Source organism: Pseudoxanthomonas spadix BD-a59 (assembly GCF_000233915.3).
Classification (GTDB): Bacteria; Pseudomonadota; Gammaproteobacteria; order Xanthomonadales; family Xanthomonadaceae; genus Pseudoxanthomonas_A; species Pseudoxanthomonas_A spadix.
In genome coordinates this window covers 3,187,543-3,208,053 of sequence record NC_016147.2, presented here as the reverse complement: position 1 = coordinate 3,208,053, position 20,511 = coordinate 3,187,543, and the positions used below count along the sequence as shown (strand labels likewise).

The following is a 20,511-nucleotide window of genomic DNA, read 5'->3' as shown; positions in this document are numbered from 1 at the left end:
CTAGGTTTCTGCCTTGCGCGGAAACAGGTAGATCACCGTGCCCACCAGGGCTGCGGCGGCCACCGCCAGCAGGTTGGAGGCGCTGGCGCTGCCCAGCAGGCCCAGCGACAGCAGCAGGGCCAGGATCGGGATCAGTGGTCCGCCCGGCAGGCGCAGCGCATTGGGGTTGTCGCGCCGGCGATGGGCCAGCACCAGCACCGCCGCGGCGGTGCCGATGTAGGCCAGCAGGCGAGTGACCATCGACAGCAGCGCCAGCTTCTCGAACGAGCCGGACAGCGCCAGCGCCACCGACAGCACGCCCTGGACCAGGATCGCGGCGGCCGGCGTGCGGAAGCGCGGATGCACCCGGGCCAGGAACTTCGGCCCGAACCCGTCCCTGGCCAGCGCGAACAGGAAGCGCGGGCCCAGCATCACCGTGTTGCTGGTGGTGCCGAAGATCGACACCACCGCGCCGATGGTCAGCACCAGCGCCAGCCCCTCGCCGCCGAACCGGGCCGCCGCATCGGCCAGCGGCGTGGCCGATTGCGCCAGGCCCGGCAGGGTGCCCATCGCCACCACCTGGACCGCCGCGTAGATCAGCGTCACCAGGGCGATCATGGTGATCAGCGCGAACGGCACGTCGCGGCGCGGGTTGCGGAACTCGCCGGCGGCGGCCGGGATGTTCTCGAAGCCGGCATAGGCGAACAGCAGCAGCAACGCCGCCTGGCCCAGGTTGGGCAGGTCGCCCAGGTCGGGCGCGGTCCCGGCGAAGGCCAGCGACCAGTCCATGAAGAACAATCCGACCACCACGAACAACAGCAGCGGCACCAGCTTGGCGATCACCAGCACCACGCCGGTGCGCGCAGCCGAGCGCACCCCGATCACGTTGATGCCGGTCAGCAGCGCCAGCGAACCGACCACCACCAGCAGCCGCCACCCGCCCGCCCCCGCGGCCGGCCAGAAGCGCGAGACTGCATCGGCCAGGCCATTGCCCAGCGCCGCGGCCGAGCTGATGCGGGTCAGCCAGATCATCCAGCCGACCTGGAACCCGGCATAGCGGCCGAAGGCCTCGCGTGCATACAGATAGCTGCCGCCGGGCTGGTCGAAATAGCTGGCCGCCTGCGCGTAGCACAGCACCAGCAGGGTCACTGCCACCCCGGCCAGCAGCACCGCCCACAGGCTCAGCGGACCCAGCAGCGCGACCGTGGCCGCCGGCAGCAGGTAGATGCCGCTGCCGATCACGTCATTGATCGACAGGCCGACGATCTGCCAGCGGCTGACCGCGCGGACCAGCTCGCCCTGTTCCGGTGCCGGCGCGCTCACCGTTGCGATCCGGCGGTCAGCAGCGGCAGCGACCAGGCGTGCTGCAGGCGGATGTATTCGGCCCTGGGCAAGAGCACGAACAAGGGCTGCCTGGATGGATCCAGCCAGGCCAGCAGCGCTTCCATACTGGCCGGCGCCATCGCCGTGCAGCCGGCGGTGGCTTCGCCCGGGCTGCGCCACAGGTGGGCGAAGATGCAGCTGCCGCGCCCAGGGATGGCCTTGGGGTTGTGCTCGATCACCAGGCCCTGCCGGTAGCGGACATCGCCATTGTTGTGCAGGTCCAGGCGCATGTGCTCGCTGGCGCCTTCCACGGCGCGTGGGCCGACCTGCTTCTCGTCCACGATCTGGTTGTAGAACGGCGAATCGGGCACGTCGACACACCAACTGCCGGCCTGCATCTGCTGGTACTTCAACCGGGTATCGACCGAAGCGGCATAGCCGAAGGCCTCACCGATCCGGTAGATGCCGGCCGGGCTGCGGCCATCGCCCTCGCGCTTGTGCGGTCCGGCCTGCTGCGCCGGGAACAGTCCCTCGCCCCAGGCGCTGCCGTTCTTGCCGATTGCCACGGCGAAAGCCGGCGCCGCTGGCTTCCAGTCCTTGCCTTCGCGCACGTAGGTCTGCAGCCGGCCCTGGTTGTCGTCCCAGTCCGAGGTGGTGACCACCACCAGCTGCTGGGCCTGCTGCATCGGCGCCAGTGCCGGTGGTGATTTTTTCGCCAGGCCCGGCAGGGCGGCCAGGGCGGCGGCCAGCAGCAGCCAGCGCAGGCGGCGGAAGCGGGGAACAGGTGCGGTCTGCGACATGGGCACTCCGGCGTGCGGTCAGGAATCGAGCAGGCGCTGGACCCGCTCCAGGTTCACCGCCAGCTGGCGCTCGCGGTCGGGGTTGGTCTGGCACAGCAGCACGAACAAAAAATCCAGCAGGTACTGCAGCGAGGAACGGTACAGCAGTTGCTCGATGTGCGGCGCCGGGTCGTGCGCGGATACCACCAGCGCCGCATCGGCGTGGGCGCGCAGCGGGTTGGCGGTGTGGCGGGTGATGGACACCACTGCGCCACCGGCGTCCTGGAAGGTGCGCGAGAGCTGGGACAGCTGCGGCAGCTTGCCGAATTCGGAGAACACGATCATCAGGTCGCCCGGCCGCGCAGCCGAGATGTTGGTCATCATCAGGATCGCATCGGCGTGGTGCACGGTCAGCATGCCCAGCAGCGACAGGCGCATGGCGAACTCGCGCGCGAACAGGCCGTCATCGCCCAGCCCGCACACGAACACCTTCTGCGCCCGATCCAGCCGCGCCACGATTTGCTCGATGTGCGCGCGCGGATTGAGCAGGCGCGTTTCGTCCTCGGCCGCGGCCTTGCTGCGGCGCAGCGCATCCTGCAGCTGCTGGTAGCCATCGCCAGGGGCCGGCGCCGGGCCATTCGACGCCGGCTGCGGTCCGCCGCCGCGCGCCACCGCCTGGCCGACCGAATACTTCAGGTCCGGATAGCCCTTGAACCCGAGCTTCTGGCTGAACTTGACCACGCTGGACTGGCTGATGCCCAGCGCGCTGGCCAGCTGCTGGGAAGAGTAGTCGCGCAGCAGGTGGGCGTTGTCCAGGATGTAGTCGGCGATCCGGCGCTCGATCGCAGACATGTGGTCGCGCTCGGAGCGGATCCTGACCAGCGGCGGCATGGGCTCGTGATCTGCGCGGGGCATCAGACGTGGCGCCTGATGCTGCGGTGGCTGCGGCTGTGACTGTGGCTGTGGCTGTGGCTTTTGCCTTTGCTCTTGCTTTTGCTGCTGGCTTCACCGGGTCCCCATCCGCAGCGGCGGCGGCTGTGGCTGCGGCTGTGGCTTTTGCCCTTGCTCTTGCTGTTGGCTTCACCGGGCCCCCATCCGCAGCGGCGGCGCCGACGGGCCAAACCCCGCAGGGGCGACGCGCATGGATGCGCGTCGTTTTCGGCAGGGGCAGGAGGCCCCTTCCGAAAATTCCCGTCGGTGACGCGGACCCGGAGCGCCATCGGCGCGCAGGGCGCGAGGCCTGGGGCGTGCTTTCTTTGGGTTACCTTTCTTTGCACGAGCAAAGAAAGGTAACTCGCTCCCCGAAGGGGAGTGAAAGCCTTTGAATACGCTTCCAGCTCCGGCCGGCCAAGGCCAAGGCCAAGGCCGGAGCCAAGGCCGGAGCCAAGGCCGGAGCCAAGGCCGGAGCCAAGGCCGGAGCCAAGGCCGGAGCCAAGGCCGGAGCCAAGGCCGGAGCCAAGGCCGGAGCGTTTCACGCCCTGACGGGCGCGCGTCACTTTTCTTTGCTTGTGCAAAGAAAAGTAACCAAAAGAAAGCACACCCCGCCTGCGCGCCCTCCGCGCTGCGCGCTGCGGGTTTGCAGGTTCGGCCGGGATTCGCGGATGGGACATCCTGTCCCGTCCGCGAACGCCACGCATCCGTGCGTGGCGCCCGTCGGGTATTTCCCCGCCGAACCTGCCGCTGCGGAGGGGCCCCGGGTCAGCAAAGGCAGGATCAAGCGCAACGTCAACGTCAACGGCAGCAGCAAAAGCAGGGTCAAGAGCGGGATCAAGAGCAGGATCAAGAGCAGGACCAAGAGCAGGACCAAGAGCAGGACCAAGAGCAGGACCAAGAGCAGGACCAAGAGCAGGACCAAGAGCAGGACCAAGAGCAGGACCAAGAGCAGGACCAAGAGCAGGACCAAGAGCAGGACCAAGAGCAGGACCAAGAGCAGGACCAAGAGCAGGATTAGGATCAAGCTCAAGCTCAAGCTCAAGCTCAAGCTCAAGCTCAAGCTCAAGCTCAAGAGCAGGAGCCGTGGTAACCGCGCCCACCTCGCTCATGGCGACAGCATCTGCAGTCCGCGGATTTCCTGGATGCCAAGCCCAGGGGCATCGGGGATGCTGATTTCCGATTCGTTGAACAGCACCCCGCCCACCACCGGATTGAACTGGCCCAGCGAGGGGCCGTCCAGGTCGATCCTGGTGATGACATCGGCCTTGGCCACCGCCACGTGCACCGCGGCGGCCACGCTGATCGAGGACTCGATCATGCAGCCGATCATGCAGTCCACCCCGTACAGCGCGGCGATGTCGGCGATGCGGATCGCGTTGGAGATGCCGCCGGTCTTCATCAGCTTGATGTTGATGATGTCGGCGGCGCGACGCTGGATCAGGTCGAACACCTGCTGCGGGGCGAACACGCTTTCGTCGGCCATCACCGGGGTGTTGACCCGGTCGGTGACGTACTTGAGGCCCTCGATGTCGGCGGCCTTGACCGGCTGCTCCAGCAGCTCCAGGACCACCCCGGCTTCTTCCAGTTTGTGCATGGCGTACACGGCCTGCTTGGCGGTCCAGCCCTGGTTGGCGTCCAGGCGCAGCAGGGCGCGGCCCTCGACTGCGGCGTGGATCGCCTTGACCCGTTCAATGTCCAGGCCCAGGTCCTTGCCGACCTTGATCTTGAGCGATTCGAAGCCGCGCTCCAGCGCCGCGCGCGCGTCGGCCACCATCTTGTCGATGTAGTCCACGCTGATGGTGATGTCGGTGGTGATCACCGGGTCGCCGCCGCCCAGCAGCCGGTACAGCGGCGCACCGTAGAGCTGCGCCCACAGGTCGTACAGGGCGATTTCGACCGCGGCCTTGGCGCTGGTATTGCGCTCCAGTGCGGACTGCACCAGGGCGGTGAGCTGGTTGAGGTTGGCCACGTCCTGGCCGATCAGGCGCGGTTTGATGAAGCTGTCGATGGCGGTGATGATCGAGCCGAGCGTGTCGCCGGTGATGACCGCGGTGGCGGCTGCCTCGCCGTGGCCGGTGTGGCCGGTATCGGTGCGGATCAGCACCACCACGTCCTCCACGGTATCGACGATGCGCAGCGCGGTCTTGAACGGGGTCTTGAGCGGCACGCGCAGCATGCCCAGCTGGATATCGGTGATCTTCATTCGGCCTGCTTGGCGGTCGCCGGCCGGGGGCGCACGCGCTGGATGTTGGTGATGCGGTCGATGTAGCTGGCGGTGTCGCTGGCCAGCATCGGCTCGAGCGGGGTGACCGACACGCCGTTGAGCCGGGCGGCCACGCGCGCCCCGTCCGGCCCCAGCCAGCTGCCACCGGCCGTGTCGTGGATGACATAGGTCAGCGCGCCCACATGGCCCAGCACCACCATCACGTGGCCGGGGATGTAGACCATGTCGCCCACGGCCAGCTGGCGCACCGCACGGGTGCGTTTGGCATCCGGGTCGCCCTGGTTGAAGGCGATGCGGTCCAGCGCCGGACTCACGGCCTGCTGCGAGGTGTTGCGCGGCAGCAGCATGCCGAAGCTGCGGTAGATCTCCGAGGTGAAGCCGCTGCAGTCGCGCGCATCGTAGGCATGACCCCAGCCATAGCGTTCACCCAGGAACTTGAACCCCTGGGTGATGAGGTTGCGCGGGGTCAGTGGCAGGTAGTCGGCCGAGGTGTCGGCGGTGCGCGGCAGCAGTGCCGGCACAAGACGCAGGCTGCCGTCGTCATTTCGAATCGGCAGCTGGATCACCCAGCCAGTGTAGGGCAGCTGGCCGTTGACCGGCGCGGTTGGTTTCCAGTCGGCGATCACCGGCACGCGCACGCCCATGTCCAGCTGCAGCCGCGAGACCTGCGGCTGTTCCGGGGTGAAGACGGTGGTGGCGGTGGCGCCGGTGATCACCCGGTACGGCCCGTGCGCGCCGTAGCCGAACACCTGCTGCGCGCTGCCCAGCCCGACGTGGCGCTTCTCGATCCAGGCGCTGTAGCGCTCGCTGGTCACGAACAGCCATTGCCGGTCGCGGCTCTCGTGCAGCACCGCCACCGCATCGCCGGGGAACAGCGCGCTTTCCTGGAAGCGGTCGATGTCGTGGTTCTCGGTGGTGCTGAAGACGCGCCGGGTGGTGGGGAAGGTGCGCAGGTCGGCGCGCTGGGTGACCAGGCCGTAGCGCACCGCGACCCTGGCCGGCACCGCCTCCAGCGCCAGGCTGGCCTGCAGCGCATCCAGCGCGGCGGCGTCCAGGGCCTGGCCATGCATGTCGTAGAGCGTGCGCGTGGGCGCGGCGGACAGGGCCTGGATCTCCTTGCGCACCATCCCGGCCGGCATGCTGGCTGGCAGCGCGCGCAGGTCATGGATGGCCGGATCCTCGGCCCGCATCCGCGCGTTCTGCGCGGCGATGCCGGCGCGGTCCAGGAGCTGTTGGTCAGGCTGTGGCTGCCGGGCGATCCAGTACTCGGCCGTGAGCTTGGGCGGATCGACGCCCACCACGCCAGTGACCGGGTCGACCGGTACCTGCGGGGCGAGCACGCCGGCCACGGTCGGGGTGGCGACCAGCAAGGCCAGCCACAGCATCGACCAGGCGAGCGGGTGCGGCGGGCGCGTAGCACGTCGCCATGCGGAAGGCTGACCGGTCATGGCGTAGGGCTCCAACCAGGAAGTGCAGGAATAGTTATTCGGGAGCTCAAAAAAATCAAGAATAAATTATTGACCGAGCTCTGCGTCCCGTGTTACATCGATGTTGCCGGGCGCGTCACCGCGTCCGCACAGCGTGGCGGGGGATGCGCCATGCGACAGCGTGTTCTCCGGACCCGTGCGTCGCTGTGATCGGCGGTGAACGCATGGCGTGGGGTCGCGGCGGTACCGCACCAGGCCATCGACCGGTCCGTGCGCAGGGGGTCGACCCGAAGGAATCGGTGCGGACCATGGTCGGCTCCAGTGGCCGCATTCGGAAGGGGAGCTTCGAGCGCCGGTGCGGACGCGCAGCTGTTTTCAGGTATCCACCCATCGGCCCAGGAGAGAGTGACCATGTCCGTTGAAGTTTCCTGCCTGCCCCGCTGCAGCACACTCACCCTGGCGCTGCTGGCCTGGCTGTGCACGCCGCTGGTCGCCCTCGCGCAAGCCACGTCCGAGCCCGTCACCGAGGCCTCGCAGGCGACGACCCAGGAGCTGGACAAGGTCAGCGTCACCGGCTCGCGCATCAAGCGCACCGACATCGAGACCGCGCTGCCGATCACGGTCATCGGGAAGGCCGAGATCGACGCGCAGGGCATCAGTTCGGCCGAACAGCTGATGAGCTACCTAAACGTCTCCGGCAACGGCTCGGACAACCTGGCCAGCAACGTGGGCATCGTCACCGGCGTGGACCAGCGCGGCAACAACGGCGTGTCCGGCGCCAACCTGCGCGGCCAGGGCGCCGATGCCACGCTGGTGCTGCTCAACGGCCGCCGCGTGGCCGCGCACGGGCTCAAGGGCCGCGTGGTCGACCTCAACTCCATTCCCTTCGCCGCCATCGAGCGGGTGGAAGTGCTGCGCGATGGTGCCTCGGCGATCTACGGCACCGACGCCATCGGTGGGGTGATCAACTTCATCACCCGCAGCGATTACCGGGGCCTGACGCTGTCGGCGTTCACCGACACCACCGAGGAAGGCGGCGGCAACATCCATCGCGGCAACCTGCTGGTCGGCGGCGGCGACCTGGACACCGATGGCTGGAATGCCTTTGCCAGTTTCAGCTACAAGAAGAGCGAGATCCTGCGCGGCAATGACCGTGATTTCTCCAACGCCTTCCAGCCCGAGCGCGGCCTGTCGCCCGATACCCGCGGCACCCCGTACGCGACCGTCGCCAACCGCCCCGCCAGCACGCCCACCCTGATCGGCAACGGCCTGATCGATCCGGCCGACCGCTCGACCCAGCAGTACATCAACCCGCTTGACCTGCCCGGCGCAGCCGGCTGCGAAAGCGGCAGCGGCAACGGCCTGATGGGGCCCTACGACCACGTGCTGTGGGGCGTGGCCAGTGCGCGCTATGCATGCGCCTACGACTATCCGGCCGCGGCGGTGATGCAGCAGCCGGTGGAAAGCAAGGACATCATCGGCCGGGCGACCTTCAGGATTTCCGACCGGCACCGGATGTTCGTGGAATTCACCGGTTCGGAAGTGGACGTGGAGAAGACCTTCGAGCCCTACCAGATCTCGCCCGGCACCGTCTTCAATGCCAGCACGTTCTACCCCCGCACCGGCGCGGCCTACGACGAGGTCTACGACGCGCTGGCCGCGTACTTCGGCGCCGGCCAGCTGAACTACGGCGCGCCGATCGCCTACCGCTGGCGCTGCACCGCGTGCGGCCAGCGCCAGATCGCCACCAACACCAAGTCCTACCGCATCCTGCTGGGCTTCGAGGGGCAGATCGGCAGCTGGGACTACAACGCCGGCATCTCGCGGGCGTCGAGCAAATCCACCTCCACCCTGGGCGGCGGTTACTACGACACCGCCAAGCTGCGCCAGGTGCTGGGCAGTGGCCTGCTCAATCCGTTCCTGCTGCCGGGCCAGGCGCAGACGCCGGAAGCGATGGCCGCGCTGGCCGATGCCTCGGCCGATGGCACCGACCTGTACGGCGGCGAGTCGATCATGACCAGCATCGATGCCAGCGTCTCCGGCGGGCTGGGCTTCAGCCTGCCCGGCGGCGAAGTGCAGCTGGCCACCGGCATCGACCTGCGCCGCGAGGAATACGACTTCGGTGGCAACCAGCCAGGCGAGGGCGACCCCGACGATCCGTTCGACGGCATCTACCTGGCGCCATTCGACAACGGCAACATCCTGCGCAACGTCAGCCGCGACACCAAGGCGGTCTATGCCGAGCTGTACCTGCCGCTGCTGGATACGCTGGAACTGACCCTGGCCGAGCGCTACGACCACTACGAGGGCTTCGGTGGCACCGAAAACCCGAAGGTCTCCTTCAAGTACCAGCCGCTCGACGGGCTGGCCTTCCGCGGCGCCTACAGCACCGGCTTCAAGGTGCCCACTTTCAACCAGCTGTTCTACGGCGAGGCGCTCAGCCCCTACACCGGCCTGGACTTGGCCGATCCGGCGACCTGTCCCGGTGGCGTGGCCTCGCCGACCGTGCCGGGCTGCGAATCCATCCAGCCCGACCTGCTCACCGGCGGCAAGCAGGACCTGGACCCGGAAGAATCCAGGCAGAAGAGTCTGGGCGTGGTGATCGCGCCGGTGGACTGGTTCAACATGAGCGTGGACTGGTGGGAGATCAAGCGCGAGAAGACCATCCGCTCGGGCATCTCCATCGACACCCTGGTGGACAACTACGACACCTTCGCCTCCAACTTCATCCGCGACGGCAACGGCAACATCACCGCCATCGACCAGCGCTACATCAATTCCGGCGGCAGCCTGATGCGCGGCATCGAGACCGACATCAACCTGACCTTGGACGACGTGCTCGGCGGCGACTGGCGCGTGCACCTCAACGGCAGCTACCTGGACACCTACCGCACCAAGGACCTGGGCACCCTGCCCTATACCGACAACCTGGTCGGCGAGTACGTGCGCTACTACAGCCTGCCGATCCGCTGGAAACACACCCTGGGGGTGAGCTATCTGCGCGGCAACTGGACCCAGTCGCTGACCCAGATCTACCGCGGCGGCTACAAGGACGAGGAACCGGTCAGCGTGCGCAACGGCACCTTCATCCCGTCCAACTGGGATCCGGACGTGTCCAGCTACACCACCTACAACTACTCGGTGAGCTACAAGGGCCTGGACAAGCTGGGCATCACCTTGGGCATCAAGAACCTGCTTGACGAGGACCCGCCGTTCACCGCGCACATGAACGACTACGCCGCCGGTGCCGGCTGGGAACCGCGCGTGGCCGACCCGCGCGGTCGAGCCTATACGCTGGCCCTGGAGTACAAATTCTATTGAACGCGGTGGTCTGCATCGGGCCGTGCGTTGCGGCACGATGCAGGCCGGTTCGCTGCCCGGTTGCCCGCATGTTTCCAGTTCGCCGCAAGCTTTTCTTTTGGACCGCGCGCCGGCTGTGGCCGGCGCTGTGCGCGGCGCTGCTGGCGCTGCCGGCCGTGGCACAGACCCCTGCAGTCAGCCCGGCGCCGCAGGTCTTCGATGTGCTGTTCGACCAGGCCATGGCCCGCTACAGGCTGCCGGGCCTGGCCGTGGCGGTGGTGGAGGATGGCCGTGTCGTGTATTTGCGCACTGCTGGCGAAACACGCGCCGGCAGCGGCCAGCGGATCGATGCCGACACGCTGTTCAAGATCGCCTCCAACACCAAGGCCATGACCACCGGCGTGCTGGCGCGGCTGGTGGACCAGGGCAAGCTGCAGTGGGACGACCCGGTGACCCGCTACCTGCCGCAGTTCCGCATGGCCGATCCGTGGGTCACCGAGAACATGCAGGTGCGCGACCTGCTGATCCACAACAGCGGGCTGGGCCTTGGCGCAGGCGACCTGATGCTGTGGCCGGAGCCCAACGACTTCACCCGTGCCGACATCATCGCCGGGCTGGCGCACCTGCAGCCCACCCACAGCTTCCGCGCGCACTACGCCTACGACAACCTGATGTACGTGGTGGCCGGCGAAGTGGCGGCCGCCGCCGGTGGCAAGCCCTACGACCAACTGGTGCGCGAGCAGGTGTTTGGCCCACTGGGCATGACCCGTTGCCAGGTCGGTGCCTTCGACCGCGACGCGGTGGGCAACGTCGCCCAGCCGCACATGGTCCAAGACGGGCGCAACGTGGTGGTGCGCGAGGACCCCGCGCAGGTTCCGGACAATCCGTCGATGTCCGCCGGCGGGATCCGCTGCAGCGTGCGCGACATGGCCCGCTGGGTGCGCATGTGGCTGGACGATGGCAACCGGCAGCCGTGGCTCTCGGCGCAGCAGCGCAACGCGCTGTGGACCCTGCATACGCCGATGCCGATCGGCCGACAGCTGCGCGAATGGGATGGCACGCATCTGTACGGCTATGGCTATGGCTGGCGCCTGTCGGACGTGGACGGCCAGTGGCGGGTGGCGCACACCGGCACGCTTGCGGGCATGTATTCGTCGGTGACGCTGCTGCCGGATCGCCATGTCGGCTTCGTGGTGCTGATCAATGGCCAAGGGCAGGCCGCGCGCACCACCCTGACCGAGGCGCTGACCAAGCACTACACCCGCGGCGACACTGCGCTGGACGTGGACCACTACGCCGCGCTGCTTGAAGGCGACCGGGCCAAGGCCACCGCGACCTCGCCCGATGCGGTGCCGGACACTTCTGCGCGCACGCCGGTGCATGCCGACCAGGCGCGCAGCTGGCAGGGCGTGTACACCGATGCGTGGTTCGGCCAGGTCAGCCTCTGCCCGGCCGGCAACCAGACCGAATTCCGCGCGGCCAAGTCGCCGCGCATGCATGGCAAGGTGATGCGCGTGGGCCAGCGCCTGCTGGTGGACTGGGACGATGCCAGCGTCGATGCCGAGCCGTGGCTGAGCTTCGCCGGCACCGGTGATGCGGTCACCCTGACCCTGGCGGCGATCGATCCGGATGCCGACTTCAGCTACGACTACCGCGACCTGCACTTCCAGCGCAGCGGCGCGTGCCCGGCGCAATGACCGCGCGCACCTTGACCCTTCCCTGCAACGCCAATTCCTGATGACCATGACCCCGTGCAATCAACGTCCACGCCGCCACCTGGCCCTGCTCGGCGCGCTGCTGTGCGCCCTGGTGCTGGGCGGCTGCGCCAGCCTGCCGGACAGGAACCCGCTGGCGCAGTGGGAAAGATCGCCCAACCAGAACAAGCGCGGCCCGGTGCTGGTGGTCATCCACTACACCGACCAGGATTCGGTTGCGCAGAGCCTGAAGACACTCAAGACCGCCAACAGCAAGGGGCCGGTCAGCGCGCACTACCTGATCGGTGCCGACGGCAAGCGCTACCAGTTGGTCAGCGACGAGCGCCGCGCCTGGCACGCCGGTGCCGGCTACTGGGGCACCATCGGCGACGTCAACTCGGCCTCGATCGGGATCGAGCTGGACAACGACGGGAACAGCCCGTTCGCCCGCGCCCAGATCGACAGCCTGATCCTGCTGCTGGGCGATCTGTGCCAGCGCCACCACATTCCGCGCACGGCGATCATCGGCCACGAGGATCTGGCGCCGGGCCGCAAGGTCGATCCGGGCCCGCTGTTCCCGTGGAAGCAGCTGGCCGATGCAGGCTTTGGCCACTGGCCGCGCGCCGATGCGCCGCCGGCCCCGGCCGATTTCGATCCATGGCTGGCACTGGCCGCGCTGGGTTATCCGCTGGCCGATCGCGGCGCTGCGGTGCAGTCGTTCCACCACCACTTCCGCGGCATGGAAGGCAAGACGCTGGACGCGGAGGACCTGCGCATCCTGCACGATCTGACCTTGCCGCTGCCGCCGGCCGCGGGTGAAGAGGACGGCATGTGAGCGCACGCGCGCGCCGCATCGCCTGGGTGCTGTTAGCGCTGCTGGCCCTGGCGCCGGCGTTGGCACAGGCGCCGGTGACGATCTCGCCGGCGACCGACGCGGCGCAGGTCGACCTGGTGGACGTGGCCACGCTGATGCCACAGGTGCAGCGCGACATCCGCTACGCCGGATCGGACAACTTCATCGGTGCGCCGGTGGACGGCTACCAGGCCCCCAAGTGCCTGCTGCTGCGGCCGGTGGCGCGCGCGCTGGCGCAGGTGCAGGCCGACCTGCGCGCACAGGGCCTGGGCCTGAAGCTGTTCGACTGCTATCGCCCGGTGCGCGCGGTGCAGGCCTTCGTGCGCTGGGCCGACGACCTGTCCGACCAGAAGATGAAAGCCGAGTTCTACCCGGCCCTGGACAAGGCGCGGATCATCCCCGATGGCTACGTGGCACCCGTCTCCGGCCACAGCCGCGGCGCCACCGTCGATCTGACCCTGGTGCGCTGCACGGACGGTGGCTGCGATGCGCTGGACATGGGCACGCCGTTCGATTTCTTCGACCCGCGCGCGCATACCGATGCAGCGGACATCACCGCCGCGCAGCGCGAGAACCGCAGCTTGCTGCTGCAAGCGATGGCGCGCCGCGGTTTTGTCAACTATCCCAGGGAATGGTGGCATTACACCTTCCAGCCCGAACCCACGCCGCGCCTGGCCTACGACGTGCCGGTGCGTTGAGCGCCGATTGATCCAGGTCACTGCCTGCCATCCTCGCCCGGGCGTGCTTGCACGCGCGCGTGCGGCCCCTACCATCGAGCGCCATGCCTGACTCCTCCCACGCCCTGATCCAGAACGACATCGTCCTGTTCGGCCTGATCGCCGCCACCCTGGCGCTGGTGTTCTGGACCGCTTCGCTCAAGGGCTTCTGGCAGAAGTTCTACGGCGTGGTGCCGCCGCTGCTGCTGTGCTACTTCATCCCCGGCATCTTCAATTCCATCGGCCTGATCGATGGCACCGGCAGCCAGCTCTACAACCCGATCGCCAGCCGCGTGCTGCTGCCGGCGGCGCTGGTACTGCTGACCCTGACCATCGACCTGAAGGCGGTGATGGGCCTGGGCTGGAAGCTGCTGGCGATGTACTTCGGCGCCTCGTTGAGCATCATGCTCGGTGCCTTCGTCGCCTTCTGGGTGATGCAGCAGATGCATCCGCAAACCACCGCCGGCGACACCTGGGGCGGCATGGCCGCGCTGGCCGGCAGCTGGATCGGCGGCGGCGCCAACATGGTGGCGATGAAGGAGGTCTTCGAGGTCGATGAGACCACCTTCGGCCAGTTCGTGGTGCTGGACGTGGGCGTGGGCTACGTGTGGATGGCGGTGCTGATCTTCCTGGCCGGCCGGGCCAAGGCGATCGACGCGCGCGCCGGGGCCGACACCGCGGCGATCGAGACGCTCAAGCAGCGCCTGGCCGCCTACAACGCCCAGCACGCGCGCATCCCGACCCAGGCCGACTTCATGCTGATCATCGGGCTGGCCTTCGGCGTGGTCGGGCTGGCGCATGCGGTCTCGGTGCCGCTGGCCGGCTGGTTTGCGCCGTTGCCATGGGCGCATCGGATCAGCCTGGATTCGCCCTACGTGTGGGTGGTGCTGCTGGCCACCCTGGCCGGACTGGGCCTGAGCTTCACCCGCGCGCGCCAGCTCGACGGCGCCGGGGCCTCCAAGATCGGCACGCTGCTGCTGTACGTGCTGATCGCCTCCATCGGCATGCAGATGGACATCGGCGCGGTGCTGGCACGGCCGTGGTTGTTCGTGCTGGGGATCGTCTGGATCGCGGTGCACATCGTGCTGCTGTGGGGCCTGGGCCGGCTGCTCAAGGCGCCGCTGTTCTATTTCGCGATGGGCTCGCAGAGCAACATCGGTGGACCGGCCTCGGCACCGGTGGTGGCCGCGGTGTTCCACCCGGCACTGGCGCCGATCGGCGCGCTGCTGGGCACGCTGGGCTATGCCACCGGCACGGTGCTGGCCTACCTGGTCGGCATCGGCCTGCGCGCGATGGCCGGCGCGGGCTGAGGGCACGCAAGCCGGCGGCGGTCATGCAGCCCGGCGCCGGGCCCGGTTGAACCCCGTAACGCTGGACCGGCTTGGATCAATCGTCCCCGGGCGGCGGCGCGGGCTGGTGCCCGGGCAGCAACGCCAGCGCCGCCTTGCCGATCAGGTGCGCACTGATCGGCGCGGTGATGAACAGGAACACGGTGATCAGCAGCTCGCGCAGCTGCAGACCTTCGCCCTGCAGCAGGTGATAGCCCACCGAGGCCAGCAGCACGCAGCCCACGCCCAGGGTGCTGGACTTGGTGGGCGCGTGCAGGCGGGCGAACACGTCCGACAGTTTCACCAGGCCCAGTGCGCCGACCAGGATGAAGATGCTGCCGGCCACCAGCAGCGCGATCAGCACCAGGTCGATGGCTGCGTTCATTCGACGATGTCCCGGCGCAGCACGAATTTACTCAGCACCACGGTGCTGCCAAAGCCGAGCATGGCGATCACCAGCGCGGCCTCGAAGTACACGGTCGAATCCAGCTGCATGCCCCACAGCATCAGCACGGCGATTGCCGTGACCGAGAGCGTGTCCAGGGCCAGGATCCGGTCGCTGACGGTGGGCCCGAACACCAGCCGCCACAGGCACAGCAGCAGGGCCAGACAGGCCACGCCCAGCGCGCCGGTGACGGTCATGTCCAGCAGGGCGGTGGTATTCACGGGAAGACCTCCATCAGCGGGGTTTCGTAGCGGGTCTTGATCTGGCGCACCAGCGCGTCGGCATCGTCCAGGTGCAGCGCATGCACCAGCAGATGGCGGCGATCGTCGGTCAGCACCACCGACAGCGTGCCCGGGGTCAGGCTGATCATGCTGGCCAGCACGGTGATGCCGCGCAGGTTGCCGATGTCCAGCGGCACCCAGACGAACCCGGGCCGGATCCTGGACTCGGGGCCCAGCACCTGCGCGGCCACGATCAGGTTGGATCTGATGATGTCCCAGGCAAACACCACGGCCAGCCGGGGCACGCCGCGCAATGATCCGGTCGGGCAGTGCTCGTGGTCCATGCGCCGGGCCAGCAGCGGGATGGCCAGGGCCAACGCCGCGCCCAGCAGGACCTGCCCGGGCGAGGCGCTGTGGTTGAGCAGCAGCCAGAACACCAGCAGGGCCACGCTCAGCGACGGCGAGGGCAGCCAGCGGCGCATCAAGGCTGCCTCCTGGCCGGCGCCAGCCCGCGTAGATGGTCGACATAGCCGGCCGTGTCCTGCAGCTGGCGCGCGGTGGCATCGGTGTAGACCAGCAGGGGCTGGGCGAACACGCTCATGGCCACCACGTAGCCCAGCAGGACGGTGGCCGCGATGGTGGCCACCGGGCGCGCCGGCGCGGTCCTGACCGGGCCGGCCTCTTCGAGCCTGGCCGGGGCCTGCCAGAACAGGCGCACGCCGGCGCGGCTGACGCCGATGATCACCATCAGGCTGCTGACCAGCACCGTGCTCCAGACCAGACCCACCTGCGAAGGCGGGGTGGCCGCCAGCAGCGCGGCCTTGCCCAGGAAGCCGGTCAGCGGCGGCAAGCCGGCCACCGCCACACCCGCGATCAGGAACAGCACCCCCGGCCAGGTGCGCCCGGGCAGTGCCGCGGCCAGGGAATCGTCCTGGTCGGCGCTGCCGTGCCGGCGCCGGATCAGGCCGGCGATCAGGAACAAGGCCGCGGTGGTGAAGCAGCTATGGGCCAGGTAGTACAGGCCCGCGCCCACCGTGCCCGGCTCACCCAGGGCAAAGGCCACAAACAGGGTCGCGGCCGACCACACCACCAGGTAGCCGATCATCACCGGCAGCCGCGCCGAACCCAGCACGCCCAGTGCGGCCACGATCAGCGTCGCAGCGCCCAGCACCAGCAGCCAGGACTGCCCGTAGCCGGCCAGCGCGCCTGCGCCAGCGCCCAGCAGCAGCGTGGACACGCGCAGCACCGCATACAGGCCGACCTTGGTCATCACCGCAAACAGCGCCGCCACCGCCGCCGGTGCGCGTGCGTAGGTGTCCGGCAGCCACAGATACAGCGGCAACAGCGCGGCCTTGGCACAGAACACCACCAGCAGCAGGCCGATTGCGGCCTTGACCAGTGCCACGTTGGCCGCCGGCAGCTGGCTGATGCGCACTGCCAGCTCGGCCATGTTGAGGGTGCCCAGCAGGCCGTAGAGCAGGCCCAGCGCGATCAGGAACAGCGAGGAGGCGGTGACGTTGAACACCACGTAATGAAAGCCGTTGCGCATGCCCAGCCCGCGCCCGCCGGACAGCAGCAGGCCGTAGCTGGCGATCAGCATCACTTCGAAGAACACGAACAGATTGAACAGATCGCCGGTCAGGAACGCGCCGTTGAGGCCCATCAACTGGAACTGGAACAGCGCGTGGAAGTGCGGGGCGCGCCGGTCCCAGCCGCTGCAGGCGTACAGCAGGCTGGCCGCGGCCAGCAGCGTGGTCACCGCCACCATCCACACCGACAGCCGGTCGGCCACCAGGGCGATGCCCAGCCGCGCCGGCCAGTCGCCCAGCAGATACGTACCCACCTGGCCACGGGCGGCGTCGGCCACCAGCATCGCCACCACCGCGGCCAGGGCGGCCATCGACAGCCACGCCACCAGGCGGCGCACACCCGCGCCGAAGCGGCGGCGTTCGACCATCAGCGAGACGGCAGCGCCGGCCATCGGGATCAGCACCGGCAGGATCGGCAGATGGTTCACCGGCCGCCCCCACCCGGGTTGCTGCGCGCCTCCTCGGGCGCGGCGTCATGGGCATCGACGTGGTCGCCGCCGTTGTCGGCGCGGCTGCGCATGGCCAGCACGATGCTCACTGCGGTCATCGCAAAGGAGATCACGATCGCGGTCAACACCAGCGCCTGCGGCAATGGATCGGTGTAGTGGGCCAGATCGGCCGGCATGCCCTCGACGATGATCGGCGCCTTGCCCACCACCGGGCGGCCGCCGGCGAAGATCAGCAGGTTGGTGGCGTAGCTGAGAAAGGTCAGCCCCAGGATCACATCGAAGCTGCGCGCGCGCAGCATCAGGTAGACCGCCACCGCGGTCAGCACACCAATGGCGGTGGCCAAGGCCAGTTCCATCAGACCGGCTCCTCGCCAGTGAAGGCCGAGCGGCCCGAGCTGTCGACCACCCCACGCTGGGTCTTGCGGGTGCGCGAGCCCTTGATGGTGCCCATCATCGACAGCATCAGCATGGCCGCGCCGAACACCACCAGGTACACGCCGGTATCGAAGGCCATCGCACTGGGCAGTTCCAGTTCGCCGATCAGCGGCAGCTGCAGCTGCAGATGGCCGCTGGTCAAAAACGGCGCACCGAACAGCATCGAGGCCGCGCCGCTGGCCAGGGCCAGGACCACGCCAATGCCGATGGTGCGGATGAAGTCGAAACCCAGCCGCGACTCGACCGAACGCGCGCCTTGCAGCACGTACTGGATCAGCAATGGTACCGCCAGCACCAGCCCGGCAATGAAACCGCCGCCGGGCGCGTTGTGGCCGCGCAGGTACAGGTAGATCGAGGTGGCTGCCACCATTGGCGCCAGCACCTGCATCAGGTTGGCCGGCATCGACAGGTCCACCGGCGGGCCGTCGAAGTGGCGTTCCGGCGCCATCCGCGCGCGCCGCAACAGTGCATGCACCACCAGTCCGGCGATGGCGAACACGGTGATCTCGCCGAAGGTATCAAAGCCGCGGAAATCCACCAGGATCACATTGACCACGTTGTGGCCCCAGGCCTGCGGCAGCGAGCGCTGCAGCATCTCCACCGCGATGGTGTCGTGCGGGCGCAGCATCATCGCCCAGGCCAGCGCGCCGACCACGCTGCCGGCCACCAGCGCGATGGCGCCGTCGCGCAGGCGCCGTGGCAGGCCCGTCTCACGCGGCGACCGCTCGGGCAGGTAGTTCATCGCCAGCAGCAGCAGGACCAGGGTGACCATCTCCACCATCAGCTGGGTCAGGGCCAGGTCCGGCGCGGACAGGAACACGAAGCTCAGGCTGACGGCCAGGCCGGTGCCGCCGATGCAGGCCACCGCCAGCAGCCGGTGCCGGTACAGGCGCAGGGCGGTCAATGCCGGGACCAGCATCAGCAGCCACAGCACCCAGCCTGGCCACTGCATGGGCGTGCGCCAGCCGCCGTTCCAGGCCAGCGCCGTGCCCGGGTCCAGCAGCAGCGGCAGCGCCATGACCAGCAGCGCGCTGAGCACCAGCCACAGCAGGGTCCGCTGCAGACTGCCGTTGGCCAGGGCCCGGGTGATCCGGCTGCCGGCGACGAACAGCAGTTCCAGGTTGTAGGTAAACAGGTCGCGGCCGATGGCGCGGGTCACCACCGCGTGCAGGTTCAGCAGCCTGGCCAGGCCGAAGTACAGCAGCACCCCGCCCAGGATCCCGGCGATGCTCATCGCCAGCGGCCAGTTCAGGCCATGCCAGACTGCCAGGCTGTAGTCGGGCATGGCGCTGCCCAGGATCGCGCCGGCGCCGGCATGCAGAAACGGGGCCACGGTCAGGGCCGGGACGATGCCCACCGCCACGCACAGCACCACCAGCACCTCGACCGGGATCTTCATCCAGCGCGGCGGCTCATGCGGGAGGGTGTCCAGCCCGCGCGGGCCATCGCCGAAGAAGCTTTCGTAGACAAAGCGCAGGCTGTAGGCCACGCCCAGCACGCCGGCCAGCAGCGCGGTGATGCCGGTGAAGATGCGCATCGGCAGCGGCGCATCGGTTTCGATGGCCGCGGCGAAGAACATTTCCTTGGACAGAAAACCGTTGAGCAGCGGGATGCCGGCCATCGACAGCGAGGCGATGATCGCCAGGGCGCTGGTGAAAGGCATCAACCTGCGCAGGCCGCCCAGCTTGCGGATGTCGCGGGTGCCGGTCTCGTGGTCGATGATGCCGGCGGCCATGAACAGCGAACACTTGAAGATGGCGTGGTTGAGGATGTGGAACACGCCGGCCACCACCGCCATCGGCGTGCCCAGGCCGAACAGCATGGTGATCAGGCCCAGGTGCGAGATGGTCGAATACGCCAGCAGACCCTTGAGATCGTGCTCGAAGATCGCGTTCCACGCGCCAACCAGCAGGGTCAGCGCACCGATGGTGCACACGGTGTAGAAGAACAGGTCGGTCCCGGCCAGTGCCGGGTGCAGGCGCGCCAGCAGGAAGACCCCGGCCTTGACCATGGTGGCCGAGTGCAGGTAGGCCGACACCGGCGTCGGCGCGGCCATGGCCTGCGGCAGCCAGAAGTGCAACGGAAACTGCGCGCTCTTGGTGAAGATGCCGCCCAGCACCAGGGACAGGGCCCAGGGATACAGCGGGCTGGCACGCAGGGCGTCGCCGGCGGCCAGGACCGCATCCAGGTCGTAGCTGCCGACGATGCGGCCGATCAGCAGCACCCCGCCGAGCAGGGCCAGTCCACCGCCGCCGGTAATCACCAGGGCCATGCGCGCGCCTTCGCGGGCATCCTGGCGATGCGACCAGAAGCCGATCAGCAGGAACGAGGTCAGGCTGGTCAACTCCCAGAACACGCTCAGCAGCAGCAGGTTGCCGGAGATCACCACGCCCAGCATCGCACCCATGAACAGCAGCAGGAAGGCCAGCAGGCGCGGCAGCGAGTCGTTGCGGCTCAGGTAGTAGCGCGCATACATGATCACCAGCGCACCGATGGCCAGCACCAGCATGGCGAACATCCATGCAAATCCATCCAGCCGCAGGGTGAATTCCAGACCGATCCGCGGCAGCCACAGGTGGCGGCTGTGCAGCACCTGGCCGTCCAGGATCGCCGGTGTCATCGCGCCCAGCAGGACCAGCCCCAGCAATGGGGCCAGCGCGGCGATCCAGGCGATGACCGTGCGCGGCAGTCGATGGGCGGCAGCCACGGCCGCTGCCATCACAAAGGGCAGGGCCAGCAGCAGATCGAGGGTTTGCGGCATGCAGGCAATACAGCGATTCGCGAGCAACGCACGAGGATAACAGCCGCGGTGTGCA

The 20,511-nt window shown here is 68.4% G+C and carries 17 protein-coding genes; 5 read left to right on the top strand and 12 right to left on the bottom strand.

What is annotated here, in order from left to right:
* The 6 genes from DSC_RS14470 to DSC_RS14445 all read right to left on the bottom strand — a co-directional run bounded on the left by DSC_RS14470 (position 1) and on the right by DSC_RS14445 (position 6,623).
* Entirely contained in the window at positions 1 to 1,302 is a 1,302-nt protein-coding gene (locus tag DSC_RS14470; protein WP_014161947.1) for an APC family permease, read from the bottom strand.
* Positions 1,299 to 2,102, bottom strand: a complete 804-nt coding sequence (locus DSC_RS14465) for a L,D-transpeptidase family protein (RefSeq protein WP_014161946.1) — start codon at positions 2,100 to 2,102, stop codon at positions 1,299 to 1,301. Before DSC_RS14465 ends, DSC_RS14470 begins: the two co-directional genes overlap by 4 nt.
* Before the next feature lie 18 nt (positions 2,103 to 2,120).
* The gene (locus DSC_RS14460; protein WP_014161945.1) at positions 2,121 to 2,972 is read right to left on the bottom strand and encodes a MurR/RpiR family transcriptional regulator; all 852 of its coding nucleotides are present in this window, start codon (positions 2,970 to 2,972) and stop codon (positions 2,121 to 2,123) included.
* A gap of 601 nt (positions 2,973 to 3,573) precedes the next feature.
* Entirely contained in the window at positions 3,574 to 4,038 is a 465-nt protein-coding gene (locus DSC_RS17025) for a hypothetical protein (protein ID WP_193384088.1), read from the bottom strand.
* An 81-nt stretch (positions 4,039 to 4,119) separates the two neighbouring features.
* Positions 4,120 to 5,217, bottom strand: coding sequence for a dipeptide epimerase (locus DSC_RS14450; RefSeq protein ID WP_014161943.1), 1,098 nt, complete (start codon positions 5,215 to 5,217; stop codon positions 4,120 to 4,122).
* A complete protein-coding gene (locus DSC_RS14445) occupies positions 5,214 to 6,623 on the bottom strand; it encodes a C40 family peptidase (RefSeq protein WP_014161942.1) in 1,410 nt (469 codons plus the stop codon). Before DSC_RS14445 ends, DSC_RS14450 begins: the two co-directional genes overlap by 4 nt.
* 453 nt (positions 6,624 to 7,076) lie before the next feature.
* Between DSC_RS14445 and DSC_RS14440 the strand changes: the two genes are divergently transcribed.
* The 5 genes from DSC_RS14440 (at position 7,077) to DSC_RS14420 (ending at position 14,538) form a co-directional block, all read left to right on the top strand.
* On the top strand, positions 7,077 to 9,986 hold the full coding sequence (locus tag DSC_RS14440; protein WP_014161941.1) for a TonB-dependent receptor plug domain-containing protein: 2,910 nt from the start codon (positions 7,077 to 7,079) through the stop codon (positions 9,984 to 9,986).
* A gap of 68 nt (positions 9,987 to 10,054) precedes the next feature.
* A complete protein-coding gene (locus tag DSC_RS14435; protein WP_014161940.1) occupies positions 10,055 to 11,662 on the top strand; it encodes a serine hydrolase domain-containing protein in 1,608 nt (535 codons plus the stop codon).
* 40 nt (positions 11,663 to 11,702) lie between these two features.
* Complete coding sequence (locus DSC_RS14430) at positions 11,703 to 12,494, top strand: N-acetylmuramoyl-L-alanine amidase (protein WP_014161939.1); 792 nt, start codon at positions 11,703 to 11,705, stop codon at positions 12,492 to 12,494.
* Entirely contained in the window at positions 12,491 to 13,210 is a 720-nt protein-coding gene (locus tag DSC_RS14425) for a M15 family metallopeptidase (RefSeq protein ID WP_014161938.1), read from the top strand. Before DSC_RS14430 ends, DSC_RS14425 begins: the two co-directional genes overlap by 4 nt.
* 83 nt (positions 13,211 to 13,293) lie before the next feature.
* Positions 13,294 to 14,538 carry a DUF819 family protein gene (locus tag DSC_RS14420; protein WP_014161937.1) on the top strand — a complete coding sequence of 415 codons (1,245 nt, stop codon included), beginning with the start codon at positions 13,294 to 13,296 and terminating at the stop codon, positions 14,536 to 14,538.
* Between the two features lie 76 nt (positions 14,539 to 14,614).
* On the opposite strand, the gene DSC_RS14415 is transcribed toward DSC_RS14420, so the two are convergent.
* The 6 genes from DSC_RS14415 to DSC_RS14390 are packed head-to-tail and all read right to left on the bottom strand — an operon-like array spanning position 14,615 to position 20,456.
* Complete coding sequence (locus tag DSC_RS14415) at positions 14,615 to 14,941, bottom strand: Na+/H+ antiporter subunit G (RefSeq protein WP_014161936.1); 327 nt, start codon at positions 14,939 to 14,941, stop codon at positions 14,615 to 14,617.
* Complete coding sequence (locus DSC_RS14410) at positions 14,938 to 15,198, bottom strand: K+/H+ antiporter subunit F (protein ID WP_043291457.1); 261 nt, start codon at positions 15,196 to 15,198, stop codon at positions 14,938 to 14,940. The genes DSC_RS14415 and DSC_RS14410 overlap by 4 nt, the downstream gene beginning before the upstream one ends.
* A 20-nt stretch (positions 15,199 to 15,218) precedes the next feature.
* Complete coding sequence (locus DSC_RS14405; protein WP_014161934.1) at positions 15,219 to 15,704, bottom strand: Na+/H+ antiporter subunit E; 486 nt, start codon at positions 15,702 to 15,704, stop codon at positions 15,219 to 15,221.
* Positions 15,704 to 17,239 carry a monovalent cation/H+ antiporter subunit D gene (locus tag DSC_RS14400; protein ID WP_014161933.1) on the bottom strand — a complete coding sequence of 512 codons (1,536 nt, stop codon included), beginning with the start codon at positions 17,237 to 17,239 and terminating at the stop codon, positions 15,704 to 15,706. Before DSC_RS14400 ends, DSC_RS14405 begins: the two co-directional genes overlap by 1 nt.
* Positions 17,236 to 17,616, bottom strand: coding sequence for a Na+/H+ antiporter subunit C (locus DSC_RS14395; protein WP_014161932.1), 381 nt, complete (start codon positions 17,614 to 17,616; stop codon positions 17,236 to 17,238). The genes DSC_RS14400 and DSC_RS14395 overlap by 4 nt, the downstream gene beginning before the upstream one ends.
* Positions 17,616 to 20,456, bottom strand: a complete 2,841-nt coding sequence (locus DSC_RS14390; RefSeq protein ID WP_014161931.1) for a monovalent cation/H+ antiporter subunit A — start codon at positions 20,454 to 20,456, stop codon at positions 17,616 to 17,618. The genes DSC_RS14395 and DSC_RS14390 overlap by 1 nt, the downstream gene beginning before the upstream one ends.
* Positions 20,457 to 20,511 lie beyond the last annotated feature (55 nt).

Coding starts and splice junctions, on each gene's coding strand:
- DSC_RS14465 (WP_014161946.1), bottom strand. CDS start 2,102: ATGTCGCAGACCGCACCTGTTCCCCGCTTCCGCCGCCTGCGCTGGCTG.
- DSC_RS14460 (WP_014161945.1), bottom strand. CDS start 2,972: ATGCCGCCGCTGGTCAGGATCCGCTCCGAGCGCGACCACATGTCTGCG.
- DSC_RS14450 (WP_014161943.1), bottom strand. CDS start 5,217: ATGAAGATCACCGATATCCAGCTGGGCATGCTGCGCGTGCCGCTCAAG.
- DSC_RS14445 (WP_014161942.1), bottom strand. CDS start 6,623: ATGCTGTGGCTGGCCTTGCTGGTCGCCACCCCGACCGTGGCCGGCGTG.
- DSC_RS14440 (WP_014161941.1), top strand. CDS start 7,077: ATGTCCGTTGAAGTTTCCTGCCTGCCCCGCTGCAGCACACTCACCCTG.
- DSC_RS14435 (WP_014161940.1), top strand. CDS start 10,055: ATGTTTCCAGTTCGCCGCAAGCTTTTCTTTTGGACCGCGCGCCGGCTG.
- DSC_RS14430 (WP_014161939.1), top strand. CDS start 11,703: ATGACCATGACCCCGTGCAATCAACGTCCACGCCGCCACCTGGCCCTG.
- DSC_RS14420 (WP_014161937.1), top strand. CDS start 13,294: ATGCCTGACTCCTCCCACGCCCTGATCCAGAACGACATCGTCCTGTTC.
- DSC_RS14415 (WP_014161936.1), bottom strand. CDS start 14,941: ATGAACGCAGCCATCGACCTGGTGCTGATCGCGCTGCTGGTGGCCGGC.
- DSC_RS14410 (WP_043291457.1), bottom strand. CDS start 15,198: ATGACCGTCACCGGCGCGCTGGGCGTGGCCTGTCTGGCCCTGCTGCTG.
- DSC_RS14405 (WP_014161934.1), bottom strand. CDS start 15,704: ATGCGCCGCTGGCTGCCCTCGCCGTCGCTGAGCGTGGCCCTGCTGGTG.
- DSC_RS14395 (WP_014161932.1), bottom strand. CDS start 17,616: ATGGAACTGGCCTTGGCCACCGCCATTGGTGTGCTGACCGCGGTGGCG.
- DSC_RS14390 (WP_014161931.1), bottom strand. CDS start 20,456: ATGCCGCAAACCCTCGATCTGCTGCTGGCCCTGCCCTTTGTGATGGCA.